Source organism: Melioribacter sp. Ez-97 (assembly GCF_051488665.1).
In the GTDB taxonomy this organism is placed as follows: Bacteria; Bacteroidota; Ignavibacteria; order Ignavibacteriales; family Melioribacteraceae; genus Melioribacter.
Map to the genome: position 1 here is coordinate 203,355 of NZ_JBPSEG010000003.1, position 20,058 is coordinate 223,412.

13 protein-coding genes and 1 other RNA gene are annotated in these 20,058 nt (G+C 43.1%); 1 reads left to right on the forward strand and 13 read right to left on the reverse strand.

Annotated elements, in window-relative coordinates:
- The 4 genes from ACSSWA_RS05505 to ACSSWA_RS05520 all read right to left on the reverse strand — a co-directional run bounded on the left by ACSSWA_RS05505 (window position 1) and on the right by ACSSWA_RS05520 (window position 4,175).
- The gene (locus ACSSWA_RS05505; protein WP_437355559.1) at window positions 1-732 is read right to left on the reverse strand and encodes a YebC/PmpR family DNA-binding transcriptional regulator; all 732 of its coding nucleotides are present in this window, start codon (window positions 730-732) and stop codon (window positions 1-3) included.
- Window positions 733-735: 3 nt separating this feature from the next.
- Entirely contained in the window at window positions 736-2,460 is a 1,725-nt protein-coding gene (gene recJ, locus ACSSWA_RS05510) for a single-stranded-DNA-specific exonuclease RecJ (protein ID WP_437355560.1), read from the reverse strand.
- A 21-nt stretch (window positions 2,461-2,481) separates the two neighbouring features.
- Window positions 2,482-2,894, reverse strand: an RNA gene (gene rnpB, locus ACSSWA_RS05515) — RNase P RNA component class A.
- 141 nt (window positions 2,895-3,035) lie between these two features.
- A complete protein-coding gene (locus ACSSWA_RS05520; protein WP_437355561.1) occupies window positions 3,036-4,175 on the reverse strand; it encodes an AI-2E family transporter in 1,140 nt (379 codons plus the stop codon).
- Between the two features lie 242 nt (window positions 4,176-4,417).
- Here ACSSWA_RS05520 and ACSSWA_RS05525 point away from each other — a divergent pair, with 242 nt between their 5' ends.
- Window positions 4,418-5,137, forward strand: a complete 720-nt coding sequence (locus ACSSWA_RS05525; RefSeq protein ID WP_437355562.1) for a hypothetical protein — start codon at window positions 4,418-4,420, stop codon at window positions 5,135-5,137.
- Here ACSSWA_RS05525 and ACSSWA_RS05530 read toward each other — a convergent pair.
- The 9 genes from ACSSWA_RS05530 to ACSSWA_RS05570 all read right to left on the reverse strand — a co-directional run bounded on the left by ACSSWA_RS05530 (window position 5,115) and on the right by ACSSWA_RS05570 (window position 20,053).
- The gene (locus ACSSWA_RS05530) at window positions 5,115-6,338 is read right to left on the reverse strand and encodes a radical SAM protein (RefSeq protein ID WP_437355563.1); all 1,224 of its coding nucleotides are present in this window, start codon (window positions 6,336-6,338) and stop codon (window positions 5,115-5,117) included. The two genes, ACSSWA_RS05525 and ACSSWA_RS05530, sit on opposite strands and share 23 nt — an antisense overlap.
- Before the next feature lie 114 nt (window positions 6,339-6,452).
- A complete protein-coding gene (locus tag ACSSWA_RS05535) occupies window positions 6,453-7,163 on the reverse strand; it encodes a hypothetical protein (protein ID WP_437355564.1) in 711 nt (236 codons plus the stop codon).
- A gap of 114 nt (window positions 7,164-7,277) precedes the next feature.
- Complete coding sequence (locus ACSSWA_RS05540) at window positions 7,278-7,469, reverse strand: hypothetical protein (RefSeq protein WP_437355565.1); 192 nt, start codon at window positions 7,467-7,469, stop codon at window positions 7,278-7,280.
- Window positions 7,470-7,602: 133 nt separating this feature from the next.
- Complete coding sequence (locus ACSSWA_RS05545) at window positions 7,603-10,740, reverse strand: type ISP restriction/modification enzyme (RefSeq protein WP_437355566.1); 3,138 nt, start codon at window positions 10,738-10,740, stop codon at window positions 7,603-7,605.
- A gap of 178 nt (window positions 10,741-10,918) precedes the next feature.
- Window positions 10,919-13,861, reverse strand: a complete 2,943-nt coding sequence (locus tag ACSSWA_RS05550) for a carbohydrate binding domain-containing protein (protein ID WP_437355567.1) — start codon at window positions 13,859-13,861, stop codon at window positions 10,919-10,921.
- Window positions 13,858-14,901, reverse strand: a complete 1,044-nt coding sequence (locus ACSSWA_RS05555; protein WP_437355568.1) for a glycoside hydrolase family 5 protein — start codon at window positions 14,899-14,901, stop codon at window positions 13,858-13,860. Before ACSSWA_RS05555 ends, ACSSWA_RS05550 begins: the two co-directional genes overlap by 4 nt.
- A gap of 14 nt (window positions 14,902-14,915) precedes the next feature.
- Window positions 14,916-17,126 carry a glycoside hydrolase family 3 N-terminal domain-containing protein gene (locus ACSSWA_RS05560; protein ID WP_437355569.1) on the reverse strand — a complete coding sequence of 737 codons (2,211 nt, stop codon included), beginning with the start codon at window positions 17,124-17,126 and terminating at the stop codon, window positions 14,916-14,918.
- Window positions 17,127-17,268: 142 nt separating this feature from the next.
- Window positions 17,269-18,234, reverse strand: coding sequence for an ROK family protein (locus ACSSWA_RS05565; protein ID WP_437355570.1), 966 nt, complete (start codon window positions 18,232-18,234; stop codon window positions 17,269-17,271).
- 1,087 nt (window positions 18,235-19,321) lie between these two features.
- Window positions 19,322-20,053, reverse strand: a complete 732-nt coding sequence (locus ACSSWA_RS05570) for a hypothetical protein (RefSeq protein WP_014855434.1) — start codon at window positions 20,051-20,053, stop codon at window positions 19,322-19,324.
- Between the last annotated feature and the right edge of the window lie 5 nt (window positions 20,054-20,058).

Sequence of the window (20,058 nt, forward strand, 5' to 3'; positions counted from 1 at the left end):
TTATTGTTCTTCTACAAAGTCGGCGTTCGTAAAGACGTTTTGAACGTCGTCGTTGTCTTCGAGCGATTCAATCAACTTCATAACCTTTTCAGCTTCTTCGCCTTTAACTTCGACCTGATTTTGGGCAATCCACTGCAACGACGCGTTTTCAACCGGCAAGCCTTTTTCGACCAAAGCGCGTCTTACCGGTTCGAAAGACTCGAGAGTTGTAACCACTTCGAAAAATTCATCTTCGGTCTGCAAGTCGTCAGCGCCGGCGTCGATAATAATTTCCATCATTTCGTCTTCCGACATACCTTCCCGTTTAACGGTAATAATGCCTTTTCTTTCGAACATCCATGCTACGGAATTCGATTCGCCGAGGCTGCCTCCGTTTTTCGAAAAGATATGGCGGACTTCCGCGACGGTTCTGTTTTTATTATCCGTAGCGGCTTCAACCAAAATTGCAATGCCGCCGGGACCGTAGCCTTCGTAAACCACTTCGTAATAAGTGGCGCCTTCAAGCTCACCCGTGGCTTTTTTAATTGCGCGTTCTATATTGTCTGCGGGCATGTTAGCGGCTTTTGCGTTATCTATCGCCAGTCTGAGTCGCGGATTGCCTTCCGGATCGCCTCCGCCCTGACGGGCTGCTATTGTTATTTCTTTAATCAGTTTAGTAAATAATTTACCTCTCTTGGCATCTAATGCGGCTTTTTTTCTTTTGATGGTAGCCCATTTTGAATGTCCGGACATAAATTACTCCTTTATATTATTTTTGATTTTCAAATCCTTTATGCGTAATTGCGGAAATTCTTTGCCGTCTTTATTAATTGTTTCAATCGTATATACAATATCCACTAAATCCCGGTCTTTATCAATATAATCCGCATAATAACCGAGATTGAATCCGATAGCGTCGAAGACTTTGTCGTTGCCGTTCTGTTTGAAAGAAGTTACGATGTGATTCATTCCGACAATTTTCGGAGGATAAACCAGACTGACGTTTTCGCTCAAAAAGACCGGACGCATATTGCCCGGACCAAACGGAGCGAACTGGCGCAGGATTCGTAAAAATTTAGGAGATATCTCCGAAAAAGAAAGCTTGAAATCAATCGTAATTTCGGGTAGTATATCCTCTTCGTTCATCGATTTGCAGAGGATATCATTAAAGCGTTTTTTGAATTCGTCGAGTTTATCGATTTCGATTGCAAGACCCGCAGCCGCTTCGTGCCCGCCGAATTGGAGCAGAAGATCTTCGCAGCTTTGTAACGCTTCGTAAATATTAAATCCCGGAATGCTCCTCGCCGAGCCTTTGGCAATACCGTCGACCGTAGTCAGCATGATAGCGGGACGGTAAAATTTTTCAACCAGACGCGACGCTACGATGCCGATTACGCCGGGATGCCATTCGGGATCGTGCAATACGATTCCCATGTCGGCGTTCAGGTCGATTTGTTTTTCAACAATACTGACGGCATGGCTGAAAGTGGCTTCGTCGATTTCTCTTCTTTTCGAATTTTCCTCTTCGAGAATTCTTGCCAGTTGACCGGCTTTGCCGGGATCGTTAGTCGTAAACAATTCGACGGCGCGATGAGCGTCGCCGAGTCGCCCGACGGCGTTGATTCTCGGCGCAATCGTAAAAACAATTTGTCCTGCTGATAAATTACCCGGCTCCATTCTTGCCGATCGAATCAGAGCTTCGATGCCGGGTCTCGGATTTTTATTAATAATTTCGAGACCTTCCCTTACAAGGATTCGGTTTTCGTCGACAAGCGGAACAATATCCGCCGCGCTGGCAAGCGCAACCAGGTCGAGATATTTGTACGCCATTTCTTTTTTGCCGATTCTGTCGCCAATAGCGGTGGCCAATTTAAATGCAACGCCCGCGCCCGAAAGACTCTTGAACGGATAGGTGTCGCCCGGTTTCAAAGGATCGAGAACCGCATAAGCTTCGGGCAATTGTTCCTTCGGTTGGTGATGGTCGCAGACGATGGTATCGATTTTATGGGATTTGGCGTGTTCGATTTCGTCGACCGCCGTAATTCCGCAGTCGACGGAAATAATCAGATTTACGCCCTGCTCGTTCAGATAGTCGATGCTTTGATTCGATATGCCGTAGCCTTCGGTAAGACGATTGGGAATGTAAGTCATCACGTCGGCGCCCAATTCTTTAAGGAAGAGATACATCAAAGACGCCGAGCAGGTGCCGTCGACGTCGTAATCGCCGTAGACGCAAATTTTTTGATTGCCGGTAATCGCCTCAATAACCCTCTGCGTGGCTTGTTGCATACCGTCCATCATAAACGGATCGTGAAGCGATTCGAGCGAGGGACGGAAATACGTTTTGGCTTCAAAAAAGTTTGTAATTCCCCTTTGAATCAAAAGGACGGCTAAGGCATTCGAAATATTCAGGCTGTCTGCGAGCGCCAGAATCGATTTTTCATCGGGTAAATCTTTTAGTTTCCAGCGTTTAGGTTTCATATTTTATTCAGAAGAGGGAACAGATGAATCGTGTCTGTAAGCCGAATTCTGTAATCCGCCTTAGGCGGACGGCAGTTATTTGTCTAGACCCGGCATTGCTGCCGGGTTCCAGCGGTCTACCCGAAGGCGCTAAAGGCGAACAACCTTTTTCCCGTAAAACGGGAAGACCTTCTGCTTGACCTTGCTCCAGGTGGGGTTTACCTTGTCCCGCCGGAGGCGGGATCCCGTAAAGGGACCTCCGGCATTACTGCCGAAGCGGTGAGCTCTTACCTCACCTTTTCACCCTTACCCCAACTAAAGTCAGGGCGGTCTGTTTTCTGTGGCACTATCCGTGTTCCGGTTTAACCGGAACCCCGGGCGTTACCCGGCACCTTGTTCTGCGGAGTTCGGACTTTCCTCCCCTTACATATCGGGGCAACTGCCCAACACGATTCATCTGCTCTTCTTCTGCTCTTTTTATTTATACATTACTTTTCAATTGAGACAAATATAATAAATTTAAAGCCGCTCCGCACTACCAAAATTAAGGCTTTTCAATTACAGACAGCAGCGAAGAAAAGTTCCCGAAAGGAGATTTAATTGCTCATCAAATTGGCGAGAAAACGCATGTTTTTGGAGCTCGAATTCGATATAATGATTTTTATTACCGCCGTCAAAGGCACCGAGAGGAACATTCCCACTATCCCCCAGATATATCCCCAGAGCATAAGAGAAATCAAAATTACGAGAGGATTTAATCCCAAACGGTCGCCGAAGACCATCGGCTCGACAATATTGCCCAATATGTTTTGCACTAAAATTAACGTTGCAGTTACAAGTATCATATAACCGAAAGATTCGAATTGTATAAGCGTCATTAATGCCGGCAATATTACCGCTATTATCGAACCGATATTGGGAATAAAATTCAAAAGAAACGCAAGCGTCGCCCATACGACATAAAACTCCACTCCGTAAAGCCACAATACAAGTCCCACAAGCACACCGAGCGTCAGACTGATGAGAAATTTCGTGATAATATATTTTTGCACCTGGCTTGTAATATCTTTGAAAGTTTTTTTCAATTTCATTTCTCTCTGAATTGTCATAGTGGCAAGCTGGTCGTCTAACGATTTTGTCTGCAATCCCTCTTTGATACTTTTTTCTTTCAATTCTTTTTTGAGCTTTTTGACGGTCGACTTGACGTTTTTTTCGACGTACCGGATTCTAATTGCTTCGAATATTTTTTCGTGACCGCTGCTGATGAAAATGAAAAAGAAGAGTATGAGAAAAAGACTCACAAATATATCGAGAGTCGACGAGAAGAGTCCGCCTACAATCGAGCCGTAATTAATGTTTTGAATCGTCTTCAGAAATTCGCGCATCATCGTGTCGTTCATTCCGATCGAATGCATCCCTTCCTGAAACAGACGAACTATCTTTTCCTGATAAACAGGCAAAGCTTCGCCGAAACGAACAAAACGTCCGACAATTATCTGCACTACTCCGCCAAAGAGCGCGAGGGTAATTATTATATTCAGCAATATTGTAACGGCAAGAGGAATCTTCTTTTGTTTAAGAAATCCGTTAAGAGGCTCGAATACGAAATAAAGGAAATATGAAATGACAAACGGAATGAAGATATGGCGCAGTTCTTTGAGCACCATAAATATTACGACAAGACCCACTACGGATATAAAAAAGGTAACTGCCGGATCGACGTTTTTTTTCTTCATACCTGCCCTTATCAACTGCCAAAATATAATGAATTCTTCTTTAACTAAACGAACGGTGTGACCTGATTAACAAAAATTTTATGACGAATTTTTGCACTGACAAATAAAAAATAATTTATTATCGTTATGCACAAAGTTGAATTTATAGTGAGAAAAATTGTTACCCTTATGAAAATAAGCTAATCCCAAAGTCATATCTTACGATAATAAATCAGAAATTAATTTTATCCGGTGGAGGTTTTATGGAACACCTGGACTTAAACATATTCATTACATCCGCAGACGACGCCGAACTGGCGGAATATAAATTGCTGGCAGCTCTTAAAAATTATAAAGAAGAATTTCACAAATACAGGCTCTATCCGTTCTTCGGCGAAATTGTGGAAGTGAGCAACCAGCTGCATCAGTTAATCAACAGCAAAGAAGAATTCAACAAACTCCGTTCGAAAAAGATTACAGGCATCGATCTGGAAAATCAGCAGTTGATTTACGAATACACGGAAGAAAATCTTAGCGAGGAAAAGATATCGCGGGTATTTTCGTTTATCGAGTGGGCTCTTCCTAAAATAAAAGAAACGCTCGAGGAAGGAGCAGCCGTTTACGACTTTGTTGAAAATAATATAGAAATCAAAGAAATCGGACTTCTCCCGATTTACAAAGACGAGGGTTATTTTTTCGTAAGGGACAATCAGGAACGGATGCTCTATATTTATAAATTTTCGATGGCAAAAGTCGTCAATTCAAATGTGCCGTTCCAGTCGCTTAAAACAAATTTTTTGGAAGCTTTCAAAGAAGAAGCGACGGTAGTGCCGCCGGAAGCAATCAAACTCGAACTGATCAAGAAGTATCCCGACCTGCCTAATCCGGCGACTTACAATCTGGACACGGACGTGGACTTTCCGTTCAACGAAACCGTTCTGCCCGTGGCAAAACGGAAATTTATCCGTTTCCTTGCCGCTTAGGCACGGAGCGGAGAAACATTCCGAATTGCTTTTGTTCCTCGAGGCGGCACGACCAAACAAGGTCTCCGTCCCAAACCGTAATATCGGGGCAGCCGTCGCACATGCTCTGACGTCCGTCCTGCATAAAATCGACCGGTTGAATGAACAGAATCGTCTGCATGTGTACTTTGCGGAAAATATTCAACGGATTCTTGAGATAATTGGCAAAAGCTTTCCGGACTCCTCTGTCGAAAAGAAAACTTATCAGCATTGTCGAGCGTCCCATCGACGCCAGTCCCGGCGACGCGTACGAAAGATACGTTCCTTTTAGAAGATGATGGAATGTCATCACCATTTCCATAAACTTAGCGCCGGCATAGCCGTAAATTTTCCCTTTCGAGCCGAAGCGTTCGGTTAACAGCCATTTGAAAGAATCGACTTTTTCGGTTCCGTTGAGATATGCAGAAGGACTGAAGTCGGGATAGATTTTCCTCGCCTCGGCGACCATATCGGTCGAAAGGATATCGACCTTGCGTTCGTTGTCCGAATGATATGCGATTGCCTGCCAGTCGATTTTTTGTCCGCCGGCGTACCAATCGAACGGCAAATTCGGAACTACGTGCCTGAAGGCGATAAAAACCATTGTGTGTACTATGTCGATATTTTCTTCCGCCCATTTAATCATTTCGGGCAGATATTGAAGCGTGTCCTCGTAAACAGTCGAATTGAACGAGCAGGCAATTCCGCCCTCGTCGGCTAACATACGCGCATATTCGTATCTCAATTCGTTCAGTTCAATTTCATTTTTTCCTTTCCATTTTCCGCCTCTGCCCTGTTTGCTGTCCACGTGAAAAGTAAATCCGAAAACGCCGGCTTTTTTCAAATCCTTTAATAAAGATTTATCGAGCGCCGCGCCGTTTGTATTGAGTATCGGTTTCAAACCTCTCTTTTTTATTTCGGCTACGATTTCCACAATTTGAGGATGTAGCAGCGGGTCGCCTCCTGCGATCGAAATGCAATCCGAATTTCTTTTCGACTGGAATACGTCGAGCTCGCGTTTAATTTCGTCGAGCGTTTTGTGAGAATCTTTTTCGTTCTCGCGGTAACAACCGTCGCACGCAAGATTGCATATTGCAGTCGGTTCGAGCCAAGATATTGCGTTGTCCGCCAGATTCCACGGCAGCCGGTATAATTCCCTGTGATTTACTTCCTGACCGTTCATTTTACCCCCGCTATTTATTTAACAATGTTTATCTTCTCCTTACCGTAAAATCGTAAAAGAACCTATAAGAACGGCGCTATTGCGAGTTAATAAATAAATCTACGATAAATAATTTTATAACGAACCGTACTTAGCCTGCGCAAAAGAATTCGAATGAATTTTTGAGACGGATTCGTAATCCAAAAATTTAACTCTTTCTTTTATATCTTTGAAAGCCGAGTATCCGATTTTCGCTTCGAATTCTTTTTTCCTTTCATTTGCCGCAACTATATAAAACCCGGCATTGAAATCCTGAAGATCCGTGAATTTTAGTAAAGAGTTTTGAATATCGGTCGAGTGTTCCACTTCGAAAAAGGAATGCGGAAGTTTTCTGGAATTAAACCAAATAACGTCGACAGTTCCGGCTCTTCTGACAATTTCGGGATAAGAGAAATTTAATATTCTGTCGTACGCCGCAATGTCGCCCAGTTTTGTATTTAAGAACTTTTTATTTTTATCCTGCGGAGGGATGTATGTTTTGAAGCCTTTTAAATTTCCTATTTCGAGCAGCAGTCCCTGGTAGTACGAATGATTAAAGTCGGCGTTTCGCGACGGCGATTTTTCCAGCTTGAATTTGTTTAATATCTCCGCCTTAGATTCATTTAAAGCCCACAATCCCGGTTTTATCTTAAAAAAGAATCTGCCGTCCTGAACAATTCTGCGTATCGACGCATATGGAGTTTTAGTAGCCCAATTCGAGACGTCAACGTTTTGATAGAGGAAACCCAGAGTGGCATAGCCGCCGTTCTTTCTCATTACTTCAATTACTTGTTCGTACTGCTTCATGACTTTCCGTTTTTGGGAATAAGAAAAAATGCGTACGACCGGACACGGAGCGGTTAGTTTATTTACTTTTTTCAATCACGCCCTGAGTCCGGTTATAAGTTTATTTAATTCGAGCTATTTGGTTTTGCCCGTCCAGAATTTGGTTCCGAGCGCCGCTCCGGCAAAAAATCCGAAGACCAAACTGCTCAAATCGTCCAGCCATTCCGTATTCGAAAAATGATTTGCAATCAAAAGCAACGCGGAAACCGCTCCGAGCGTTATCCCGAATATTCTTGAATGAGTTATTTTTAAAAGTTTGTTATACATCCCGTTTTGCCGTAACCGGATTTATTATTTGTATCGAATAAAACGCCCTTTAATTTTGCCTTCTCTTATTGAAGTCAAACATAAAATATATTTTAATGTCAATCAAGCCGAGGCGAAAGATTAGTAATACGCGTTAAATTATTTTCTCCTTCTTTTCTATATCGGTATAAATTTTGTCTATTTCTTTTTGTAATTTGATAGTACGGCTCAATGCAGTGACAATACGGCAGTAACGCGGGGCGTCGTCCATTATTCTGCCTTTTCTGTCTTTCAGATATTTACTCAAAACCTGGTAGCCTCCTATCTGGTAATTCCAGACTTCCGGATTGACGCCCTCGAAATATTTTTCGTCGTTTATATAAATACGTTGTTCTTCCTCTTTGTAAATAACCTTTTCGATTTTATCGTTTGATCCGCTTCCCTGATATTTAGCTATCGGTTTATCCAACGTTTTGCTTTTTAAGAGATGTAAATCGGCGAGCTCGTTGCCTAATTTTGACATCGATTTAAATAACTTATATTCCGTAGTAAAGGGCACGCGCGGGAAATCAACTTTAAGAAATTCGGAGTATGTCTCTCTGTAAATATTGCTGTAGAAAACGGCGTAGACGTAATAAATGATTTCTTCCGGCGACGGTTTACGTTTGTATGCTGACTTTAGAAGGTTAAATATATCATCAGGAATATTGGGTTCTCTTTCGGTTTGGCGCTGGTTGAACAGGTCTTTTTTGTTTTTGTCTGGATAAAGATATAAAGGGAAAAGCAGTTCACCACCACGATAGTATAGATTAAAATCAATAATATTTTCAGAGATAAAAACAAGATTCCATAAATGTTCCGATCCAACAACTTGCCCTGCTCTGCCAATTGTCAAACCAATATTCTCTTCCAGCATGTGGCGCATGATTGATACTTGTGGGCTACTGTAAAAACCACGTGAATTACCAGTATAATATGTATATCTGATGTCGAACGGTCTATATGTTACTTTCTTAATTAGTTCACGTGAAGGTCCTGATTTTCTTATATCATTCTGTGCATTTTTTACTTTCCAGTCTCTACTATCTTTTCCTAAACCATATGATTGTCTTGCAATTTCAATATCTAAACGGATAAAATTGTTAATCCTTGTCCATATTTCATGCTCATCGAAAGCAATAGTCATTGAATCTCTGCCACTTACAAAACCTACAGTGTTTTGTTTAAATATTTCATTAATTCTCTTCCATTCCAGATATTGCTGAATATGTGAAGTGTTTCGGGGAATAAAAAAATACCACGGTGAAGCAGGTTTGATTTCATTATAATTTTTTGCAGTAAAATCGTTTTTATCCAGCCAGTCATATTTCTTTTCCCGTAGTCCATACAGGTTGGCATGAAAAACCTTTGTCTTGCCCGGCTTCTTGTTTTTTATGAAAAGGGCAATCGCCACGCCCTGGCGAATATCGAATACGTTTTCGTCTTTTCCGCCGTCTGGCGCGGTTTCCTTTTTCAGGCTGTTTCCGTGCAGGTCGAGTATGTAAATCTCATCAAAAGTTTTCATCAAACTCTGGCGCATGCCGCGGAAAGTCGGGTTGTCCAGATAACTGTGGTTTGTAATCATCCCTACGATTCCATGACCCGACGTCTGGATTTTCCACTGCGCAAAGCGCAGAAATTTCACATAATCATCCTGTAGCCACAATTTTTTCTCGCCCAGAGGCTGACCGTCGACTTTATAGTAGCTTTGCGCTCCGTTAATATCTTCTTTGAGAAGGCGTTCAGTCCATTCGTTTATATTGGATGAAATACCGCTGTAAGGGGGATTGCCCAGAATAACGAGAACAGGCTGTTCTTTTTTTATTTTTCCCGCCAGATGACTTTCTTCGCTTAATGACGATATCCCCGGGATTTCGGTTTGACTGATTTCTTCCATTTCAAGAGTGTTCGTCAAGTACAGCTTGAAGCGCTCGTCGTCTTTCATTTTGTAACCCAGTTCTTCGAATATCAAACCGATTTTCAAATGACCGATTGCATAGGGAGCCATCATTAATTCAAAAGCGTGATAATTGCTTAAAATGTGTTTTTGAATCCATGCATGCAAGCCGCCTTTTCCGTATTTGCTCTTAAATTCTTCCGCTGCGAGTTTGATGGCTTCGGCGGGAAAAGTTAAAGTGCCGCCCGCCGGATCGAGCAGTTTTACTTCTTCGCTGGCAAGTCCGTCGTTTAGTTGAAACCTGCTTTTTAGAATCGAGTGGACTGCGCGTACAATATAGTTTACAACCGGTTCGGGCGTATAATAAACTCCCCGGCGTTCTCTTACTTCGGGATCGTAAGTAGCCAGGAAAGTTTCATAAAAATGTATAAGCGGATCCTTGCCTTTGCCGTGATATTCTCTCAAAATTTTGTATACGTCGGCAACGTTAAGAATTTCAGAAATATCGTCAACTATTATTTCGAGCGATTTTGGCGGGTCTTCAAGCGAGATAAAACGGAAGACGTCCCGGAGTATTCCTATTGTATGCGGAATATAATCAAATGCAAGTTTGCGGTTAAATTCATCCGAGGCTCTCGTTCTTGCCGCAAAAAGACCGTATGTAATAGTTTGCGCGTATAAATCAGCAAATTGTTTTTCCGTTAAAGACGCTATCAGATATTTTTTAAAAGCTTCATAAAAACCCGCAATATTATTATGCTCTTTTTTTCCCTTCTCTGCGCCTGATTCCTCCATTTCCAAGGAAATAATTTCATCTCTCAGAAAACGGGTGCGCTTTGCTAATTCCACAGCAAGAGTTTGCGCTGATTGAACTTTAGGCAAAGAATAAGAAAAGAATAATTCGAATAGTTCTTCAAAATCTTTTACCTGTTCAACCGGCGGAGCCGTTTTAAGTTTTTTTGCAATTACAGGACGGCCTATCATAGCTTGCTTAATGCGTTCGCCGTCCCTGTATAATCTAAACTCGTAAAAATTTGTCAATATTACGTTGGGAAACGTAGAAAGATATCGCCTCAGTTGTTCAGTATCCTCAATGTAATCAAGATTTGTAACCGAAGGCTCTTTGGCTTCAATGTAACCGGTAATATGATTTTTACCGTCCCATATCCTAAAATCGGGATTACCCGCCTCTGTTTTTTTGGGGAGAATTGTAACATCGACATTCTTAATTTCTTTAAGCGTAGCGAACTCTATTATTAGATTTTCGAGATGCTTATAATAGCTTTCTTCCCTGGCGTCTCCCTTATCTAAGGATTTTGTTAGATTTTTAAGATATTCTTCGATAAGACTTTTCACTAACCGGATCCTGAATTAATACTGAATCTGTGATTTTAATACTTACGTTTATCTCAAAAATGATTTGCCAATTACATTTAACGCAACAAATAAAATCATTCGTTTTAGGATGCCTCTTTGCCCTATAATTTATTTACTGAGGTTTGAACTTAATAATTTCAATTAAATCGCGCAATATTTATTTCACCAGCAGCATCGATTTTGTAAATTCCGCATTGCCGGCAGCGAGCCGGTAGAAATAAACGCCCGCGGAGAGTTCCGAAGCGTCGAACAAAATTTTATAGCCGCCCGGTTTGTGATATCCTTCGGCGAGAGTTTTTACTTCCCTGCCGAGAACGTCGTAAACCTTCAGCGATACGAAACCTTCTTTTCCCACGCTGTATTCGATTTGCGTCGAGGGATTAAACGGATTCGGATAATTCTGCATTAAATTGTAATCGTAATTTATTGCGCTTTCTTCTTTTATTGAAGTAGGAACGCCTTCGCCGTAAGCTTCGACTCCGAACCAGAGGGTATTAAGAACCGATTGATTCAAATCGACAACGAACTTGCCGCCGGCGTTAGGAAGAACCGTAAAAGCTTTCGTATAATTCTCTTTTCCTTTCGTATCGAGCGGAATAATTTTAATCGAATCGGCAAGGATGTTCAATTCGAGCGTCAAGTCGAGCGGAAGAATTTCGGTGGGACTTCCGCCCCAGCTGTTTTTGAGAGTCGTGTTGTTATTGTACCAGGTCATTCCTCTGTTTTGAATTTGCGAGGCAATCGTAATCAAAGATTTTCTCGATTCGGAAAGCGAGTCGCCTTCGAGCGAAAGCCATGTGATTACGCCGAAGTCGTTACCGCCGCGCGTATCGATAATCTTCAAGCCGCCGGCGTTTTTATTCAGCAATCCGTTAAAGAATCCTCCGCATCCCACAAATCGATCCGTAACTATGCTTATCGTTCCTTTATCGGCATCCCATTCGATTTCGCCCGTGTCGGTTTTGTAAGGATTGACAGGCGGCTGCTCAAGAGTTTCGAAGCCGGTTGTATGATTTCCGAAATACGATTCCGTTTTAACAGAATGTTTCAAAGCGAGTTTTCTGTCGAAATAAGTCGGACCCGTCCAGCCGGAAGCGTCTTCGCGCGGCAGCGCGTATATTGTGTCGGCTGTGTAAGAAAGATACACCGGCTCCGAAGAAGGTCTTACGATGCCGTTCCGAAATACGTATGCGATCGTCGGAAAGAACGACATCAAAACGGAGTTCCTGTTGATTGCAAAATAATTATTGATTTTATCGACGCTCCAGTCGTAAGCTTCGTCATAGGCAAAATACATAAATCCGTCGGCGTCGTTGAACGAAGCGTATCCGGCTGAAAATAGAACCGATTCGACCTGATATCGATTCGGGAAAGCGTGATTGTACTCGCTTACAGTAAACGGCTTCCCTTTAACCGGCAGTCCGGCATAGAGTCCGGGAACAGTCCCGCCGTTAACGTCTTTTACCATCGGCGTATTATTGATCAGCCAGTCGGTCGAAGACCACGGCTCGTTCGGAAATTGAGGATGATCCCAGTAAGCATGATTATCCACATAATCGCCGTCGGACATTGCCGCTAAATCGGCTGTGCCCGCATTCCAGTTCGTCGTTACAATCGGAACTTTTACGCCGATTGTATCTTTCAGGTATGCCATCATTTCTTTGAAATATTGACGTTCCAGATCGATATAGAATTCCGACATATCTTTAACGCGTTGCGAGGAAAATTGAACCGCCTTGCTGTAATCGATTCTCTTCACATTGCCCGACGCAAGCGATTCGCCTTCGCGCAGCCCTTCGATGCCTGCAGCGGCAAAACTGAAATCGTCGAACCAGAATGTATTGACTTCCAATCCGAGATTGAACGACAGGCGTGTATGTCCGTTATTGTCTTCCGGCGCTCTGAAGCTGAACGAAAATTCCTGCCAACCGGAATTCAAATTAAGCGACATTCCCGAGTAATAAGTATACGGGGAGCCGTCGTTCATTACGCTTACGCTTATTTGAACCGGAGCGCTCGATTTGGCGGCAAATTTGACCGTGTAAGTAGAATCTTTTTTAACTGTCGCATACGGATATTTGAACTGAATATGCCAGTTCTGGTCGGAAGATTTTGTCACTTCCACTTTTGCGCTTTTTCCGCCTTTGTAAGACTCGTTCGAATCGATCGTAAAAAGAGCCGCCGCGCCGGAATGTTGTTCGAGCTGCCAATTTCCTTTCGATCCCGATTCGAAGCCGCCGTCTTCGATTTGTTCGCCCGCGCCCGCTCCTTTTATATAACTATTCCATGCGTTTTTAAGCGCCTCGTCGTTTTGATATTTTTCTCGAAGGAATTCGATCCATAAACTGTCGAGCTTTTTCGAATAAACATAAGGGAGTTGTCCGCCGTCGGCAATCGGTTTGAGATTATTATCCCGCCAGAAACGATAGAGCGAATTTTCGTTAGTAATTTCAACCATTGCCATAACCGGGTCGTCTTTCAACGGCAAACCCGTATAAGGATTTACATGCGTAAGAAGCTGCCGGGCATATTCTTTATGAAGACTTTTTATATACGGGTCGAAAAAATTTACCCCCTTTCCGAATTCCGGAAGCGAATCGTAAGCCGGCACATTATCGTTTATTCTGAAAGTGCGCGACACATGAAGATTCATATTGATGTATATGCCGTTGCGTTTCAATTTATCGATCAGAAATTCGAGTATATCGAGATAATAGGAATTGAGTTCGCGCGTCGATGTTTTTCCCACCAGACTCCGGTTAGACCAGGGATTGTCGAGGTGATGAAGCCGGACGAGATTAATTCCGAATTTACGCATTCTTCCCGCAAGGAACTCGCATTTGTCCAACGGCGGGAATGCGGCGTCCGCTCCCAGATTCGTTCCCCAGAACCGTATCCGTTTCCCGTTAATACTAAAATGCCCGTCGTCGTCTGTCTTAACAAAATCTTTGATTTCGCTTACCGGGAACTTCGGCAGAAAATTCTGAGACGAGGTATCGTCCGACGGAAGATAAAAATTAAAACCGCCGGTAAAGTTTTGTCCGTTTATTGTAATTAAAGGAAGAATCACAAACCAAAGGAGGTGTTTTGTCAACTTCATCGCTTGCTCTGTTTAGTTAAAAGTTCGAATAATGGAGCGTTATGCGAGCGGATGTAATTTCGTATTGTATTGCCCGATAGCGTCAGGTCGGATTCGTTCCATCCGCCGGTAGCAGAAGCGCCGGGCTTCAGTGCCGCTGAGCTTTCGTTTTTATCCATAACCGACCAGTTGCAACTGCTCAATTTATTTTGTTCCATGAAGTCGAACCAGCGATTTGCTTCGTTCATATCGATATTGCCGTTGCCGCTGGCTTCGCTCAATCCGTATTCGGTTACAAATAACGCCGCTCCGTTGGCGAGCGCGTTTGCGGCTTTTGTTCTGTTGTATTGCCTGTGAGTGCTGGAATAAAAATGGAGCGAATATGCAACGTTAACATCGTCAATCGGGTCTTTTGCCGCGACGTCTACGTCCTGCGACCACGTGGGATTTCCAACGACGATTAAATTGTCCGGGTCGTATTCTCTGATGGTTTTAATCACTTCCACAGCGTACGGTTTGACGACTTTGCTCCACGACACCTGCATCGGCTCGTTGTAAATTTCGTAAATCAGATTCGGTCTGTCGCCGTATTTTTGAGCTATTGTCTTGAAAAATTCTTTGGCTTCTTCCAGATGATTTTCGGCGTGATGGTCGTGCCAGTCGACAATTACATAAATACCGAGATTAATCGCGGCGTTTATAACCGTTTCGGCTTTTTGCATTTCCGCATCCGGATTGGAAAGATAACCGCCGCTTTCGATTCCGACCGACGCTCTTACAATCGTGCATTTCCAATCGTCTCTCAGCCATCTTACGCATTCTTCGTTATAATACTTGCCGCCCCATTGACTCCAGAACAGACTCATTCCTCTCAACACTACGGCGGTATCGGCTTTCCCGACAATTCTGTTTCCGGCTGTTTTCAGAGGTCCGATCAACTCAACAATTGTTTTTGGACTTGCATCTTCAGCAGGATTCGTAACCGCCTGGTTTTCATCCTTGCAATTAAAAAAAGAAAAGGAAATTAGCGTTAAAAGAAGAAGGATATTTTTAATAGACATTATCGCTCCGGATTTTATTGAATTAATTCGAATTCCGTTTCCATCAAATCCTTGGAATTAGGTCCCACCATAAGTTTGAACTTGCCCGGTTCAAGAACGTAATTCATATTTATATCGAAAAATTTCAGACGTTCGACCGGCAATTCGAATTCGACCGTTTTGGTTTCTCCGGGTTTCAAATTTATTTTTTTGAAATCCTTCAACTCTTTAACCGGTCGCGTTACGCTTCCCACCAGGTCTCTGACGTATACCTGCACAATTTCTTGCGCTTCGTATTTTCCCGTGTTGGCAACATCCACGCTGAAACGCAGCGTGTCGCTTGCATTAACTTTATCAGTTTTCAATTTCAGGTTGGAATATTCGAAAGTGGTATAACTGAGTCCGTAGCCGAACGGATAAAGCGGTTCGAGACTGAAATCGATATAGTATGAAGTAAAACGCGGGTTTTCCGGATTGTACGGACGACCGGTATTTTTATGATTATAATAGAGCGGTATTTGACCGACTCCTTTAGGGAACGTAACCGTAAGTTTGCCTGACGGTACGAAATCGCCGAACAGAATATCTGCAACGGCGTTTCCGTGTTCGCAACCGAGATACCACGATTCGATTATAGCCGGTATATTTTCAGACACCCAGTTTATAGTCAGAGGTCTGCCGTTCATCAAAATCGCTATTACGGGCTTTCCGGTTTTATCTATTTCTTTTATCAATTCTTCCTGAACGCCGGGTAAATCGAGAGTGGCTCTCGAATGGGCTTCGCCGCTCATATCGCGGGTTTCTCCTATAACCACAATCGCCACGTCGGATTTTTTGACCGCTTCGACTGCTTCGGCAAAACCCGATTTATCGTTGCCGCGCACTTTGCACCCTTCGGCGTAATTAATCTTAATCCTGTCGCCGACTTTATTTTTCAATCCTTCCAGTATCGATACAACCGTTTCTGGCGTTCCCTGCTGCGACCACGGACCGAGCGGGTCGTCCTTCGACGCCGCGAGCTCGCCGATTAACGCTATCGACTTGATATTCTTATCCAGAGGAAGAAGATTGTTCTCATTCTTCAACAATACAACCGATTCAAGAGCGACTTGCTTTGCAGCCTTTCGTAATTCTTCATTTAAAGTAACTTCGGCTTCGCGCTGCGGATTGCAATATTTATAAGGATCGTCGAACAAACCGAGTTTGAATTTTGCTTTGAGAATTCGTCTTACGGCGTTATCGATATATTTAACGTCTACCTTTCCTTCTTTAACTAGCTCCGCCAGATGATAATGATAGCCGTTGCTTTCCATATCCATGTCTACCGAAGCTTCGATTGCAATTTTAGCCGCCTCTTTCAGATCGTGTGCGATTCCGTGAACGAGAAATTCGCCGATTGTATTCCAGTCGGTTAAAACAAACGCGTCCGAATTCCATTCGTTTCTGAGTATTTGGGTCAATAATAATTTATTTGCAGAAGAGGGCACTCCTCCGATTTCATTGAAAGCCGACATTAACGATCCGACGCCGGCTTCCACGGCGGCTTTGAAAGGAGGAAGATGAATTTCTCTCAGCGTACGTTCCGATATATCCACCGTGTTGTAATCTTTTCCTCCTTCGACTGCGCCGTAACCGGCAAAATGTTTGGCGCAGGCAAGTATGGAATTAATATCCGATAAGTTTTTACCCTGATAGCCTTTAACGCGCGCTGCAGCCATAACCGAACCGAGATACGGGTCTTCGCCGCTTCCTTCCATTATTCTGCCCCATCTCGGGTCTCTTGCGATATCGACCATAGGACTGAAAGTCCAATGTACTCCCGCAGCCGATGTTTCAATTGCCTGCATGCGTGCGGAGAGCTCTACTAATTCGGGATTCCAGCTGCACGCTTCAGCCAGCGGAATCGGGAATGTCGTTTTATAACCGTGAATTACGTCGAGCCCGAAAATCAATGGTATTCCAAGTCTGCTTTCTTCCACGGCGATTCTCTGGAGTCGTTTGGTTTGTTCGGCTCCCACAATATTCAAAAACGAACCGATCTGTCCACGTTTAATTAATTCTTCATGTCCCTCTTTCGGTTTTCTTGTTCTCGTTCCCGTATCCCATCCCGCGCTGTATTGAACGAGTTGTCCGACTTTTTCGTCGAGGGTCATTAAAGCGAGAACCGAATCGACTTTTTGATCGAGAGTTTTATTCTGAGCCGATACAAGAGCTCCGATAAAAAACAAAAGGAGATATTTTTTCATAATGTTAACCCTGTAAATTTTATAAAACAAATAGATGCATTTTTGATCGGGCAAGAATTAATGCAAAACTAAATTCTTCTTTAAATCCCCGATAATACAAACGGAATCGACAACATCTGCAAAGCGCAGACTGCAGGCGTCGTTAATTTTTTTCCAATTCGTTCCAGATTAGCGCGGCGGCTCCCATAATCCCAGCTCCTTTGCCCGGAAGAGCCGAAGGAATAATTTTCACTTTGTTCTTGAATATATTCAGCATCTGCCTTTCCATATATTTTTTCGTCGGTTTGATAATCAGGTCGCCGGCAAGAGCCAGTCCGCCGTAGAGTATTATTGCTTCGGGGCTCAGATGCACTACGGTATCTGCCAATTTGAATCCGAGCGCTTTTGCCGTAAAATCAAAAGCTTCGAGAGCGATTTTATCTCCTTTTACCGCGGCATTGTAAATATCCTTTGCCGATAATTTTTCGCAATTCAATTTTCTCAATGAACTCGGATACGGATATTTAGCCATCAATTCGAGCGCAGTTCTTTTGATTCCGGTAGCCGAGGCATACGTTTCGAGACATCCCAGTCTTCCGCATCCGCATAGTCTGCCGTTGGGATCGTATGTAGTGTGCCCGAGTTCGCCGGCAAAGCCGTCGCTGCCGTATACAAGATTTCCGTCGACTACAATGCCGCTGCCGAGTCCCGTGCCAAGCGTAATAACGATGAAATTTTTCATTCCTTTCGCCGCTCCGAAAATCATTTCTCCCAGAGCCGCTGCGTTTGCGTCGTTTGTGATGACCACAGGCAAATCGGAAAATTCTTTAATAAGTTTAACTACATTGACTTTACCCCAATTCAGATTGGGCGGCTTTTCTACCGTGCCTTTATAGTAATTTGCATTCGGCGCTCCAATGCCTATTCCCACCAATTCATATTTTTTTTCAAATTTCTTAAACGACTTATTTGCCGCATTAAATATTCTTTCGAATAATTGCCGCGCGTCCAATTCCGCTTTTGTCGGCAGCGAAGCGTCGTAAATCAGTTTCCCTTTCCGATCGACGAATCCGAATGCGGTATTTGTCCCCCCGACATCGATTCCCATTACCAGCTGAATTTTGCTCATTTTTACTTTTCTCCCGTTATCCGAAAAATGGTTAAACCAAATTATTAAACAAATTTTATGCCTTTTCGGAAGTACAGAAAACGGCGCATTTGAAGCAAAAAGAAAATTCCGGTTATTAAATTAATACAAATGATTATTAATTTAATAAATTTTCGGGTGGCTCCGGTTATCTCGATACGCTGCGCTACTCGATAACCGTCACAAAAAAGGTTTTCGAGTTTTTTCGGCGACAGCCGAAAAAGTATCGAGAAAACCGTCATCCGGGAGTTATCTCAAAACGTTTCTTTCGACAGCTCCGCTGCTCGATAACCGTCACAAAAAAAGGTTTTCGAGTTTTTCCGATTTTTAATCGGAAAAGTATCGAGAAAACCGCCGTTTGGAAATTATCTCAAAACGTTTCTTTCGACAGCTCCGCTACTCGATAACCGTCACAAAAAAAGGTTTTCGAGTTTTTTCGGCGACAGTCGAAAAAGTATCGAGGAAACCGTCGTTTGGGAGTTATCTCAAACCGCTTCCTTCGACAGCTTCGCTACTCGATAACCGTTCTCAAAATAAAGGTTTTCGAGTTTTTTCGGCGACAGCCGAAAAAGTATCGAGAAAACCGTCATCCGGGAGTTATCTCAAAACGCTTCTTTCAACAGCTCCGCTACTCGATAACCGTCACAAAAAAAGGTTTTCGAGTTTTTCCGATTTTTAATCGGAAAAGTATCGAGAAAACCGTCGTCCGGGAATGATCTCAAAACGTTTCTTTCAACAGCTCCGCTACTCGATAACCGTCACAAAAAAAGGTTTTCGAGTTTTTCCGATTTTTAATCGGAAAAGTATCGAGAAAACCGTCGTCCGGGAATGATCTCAAAACGTTTCTTTCGACAGCTTCGCTACTCGATAACCGTCACAAAATAAAGGTTTTCGAGTTTTTTCGGCGACAGCCGAAAAAGTATCGAGAAAACCGTCGTTTGGGAGTTATCTCAAACCGCTTCCTTCGACAGCTACGCTACTCGATAACCGTTCTCAAAATAAAGGTTTTCGAGTTTTTCCGATTTTTAATCGGAAAAGTATCGAGAAAACCGCCGTCAACAACAAAAAATCAGAAGGACAATTTCAGTGAAAATTCGAGTTCGAGCGGTTCAAACATATTGGCGAATCTTTGCAAACGTGCTCCTTCCCGGCTGCCTCTCATGCCTCCCCCGAAATCCCCAGTCATACGAGCCGGTTCTTCGGTTTCGATTTTCACCTTTATTAAATTGTCATCGTCCCGGTTTATCAATCCGGTTCCGATTGGCATCTGCAATTCATAAATGATCTCGGATTCAAAACGGTTTATGTCGGCGATAATACCGTAAGTATTATCAGATTTATTAATCAATGCCAGAGGATAATTTTCTTCGTTGAGTATTTCGATTTCATTTTGATTTTCCAGAAACTCTTGCAGCCGTTTTTCGAACATCTTACGCATCTCTTCCCTGTTTCCGAGCATATCTCTATTAAAATCGCCGGTTCTTCTTTCCCGGTAAACTATCGGAAACTTCAGACCGACTTTCCGATTATCTGATTCGACCCATAACGTTAGTCCCCCTCTCAATACCGGCGCAAAACTCCTGAAGTCTCCGAAAGTAATACAAAGGTACAGATTCTGATTGTCGTTCGTGTAGGCGGCCCCGATTTTTTTGTCCTCGAAATTATAAAACTTGCCTTTCCATTCGGAAGGATTAGCGTCGATAATAACATTTGTTACTTCGCTCTTTTCTAAAAGTATGGCAGACGAGCAGCCGGATATTAAGAGCGTTAAAATTATTATTCCTCTTCTTATGCTTTTCATAATTC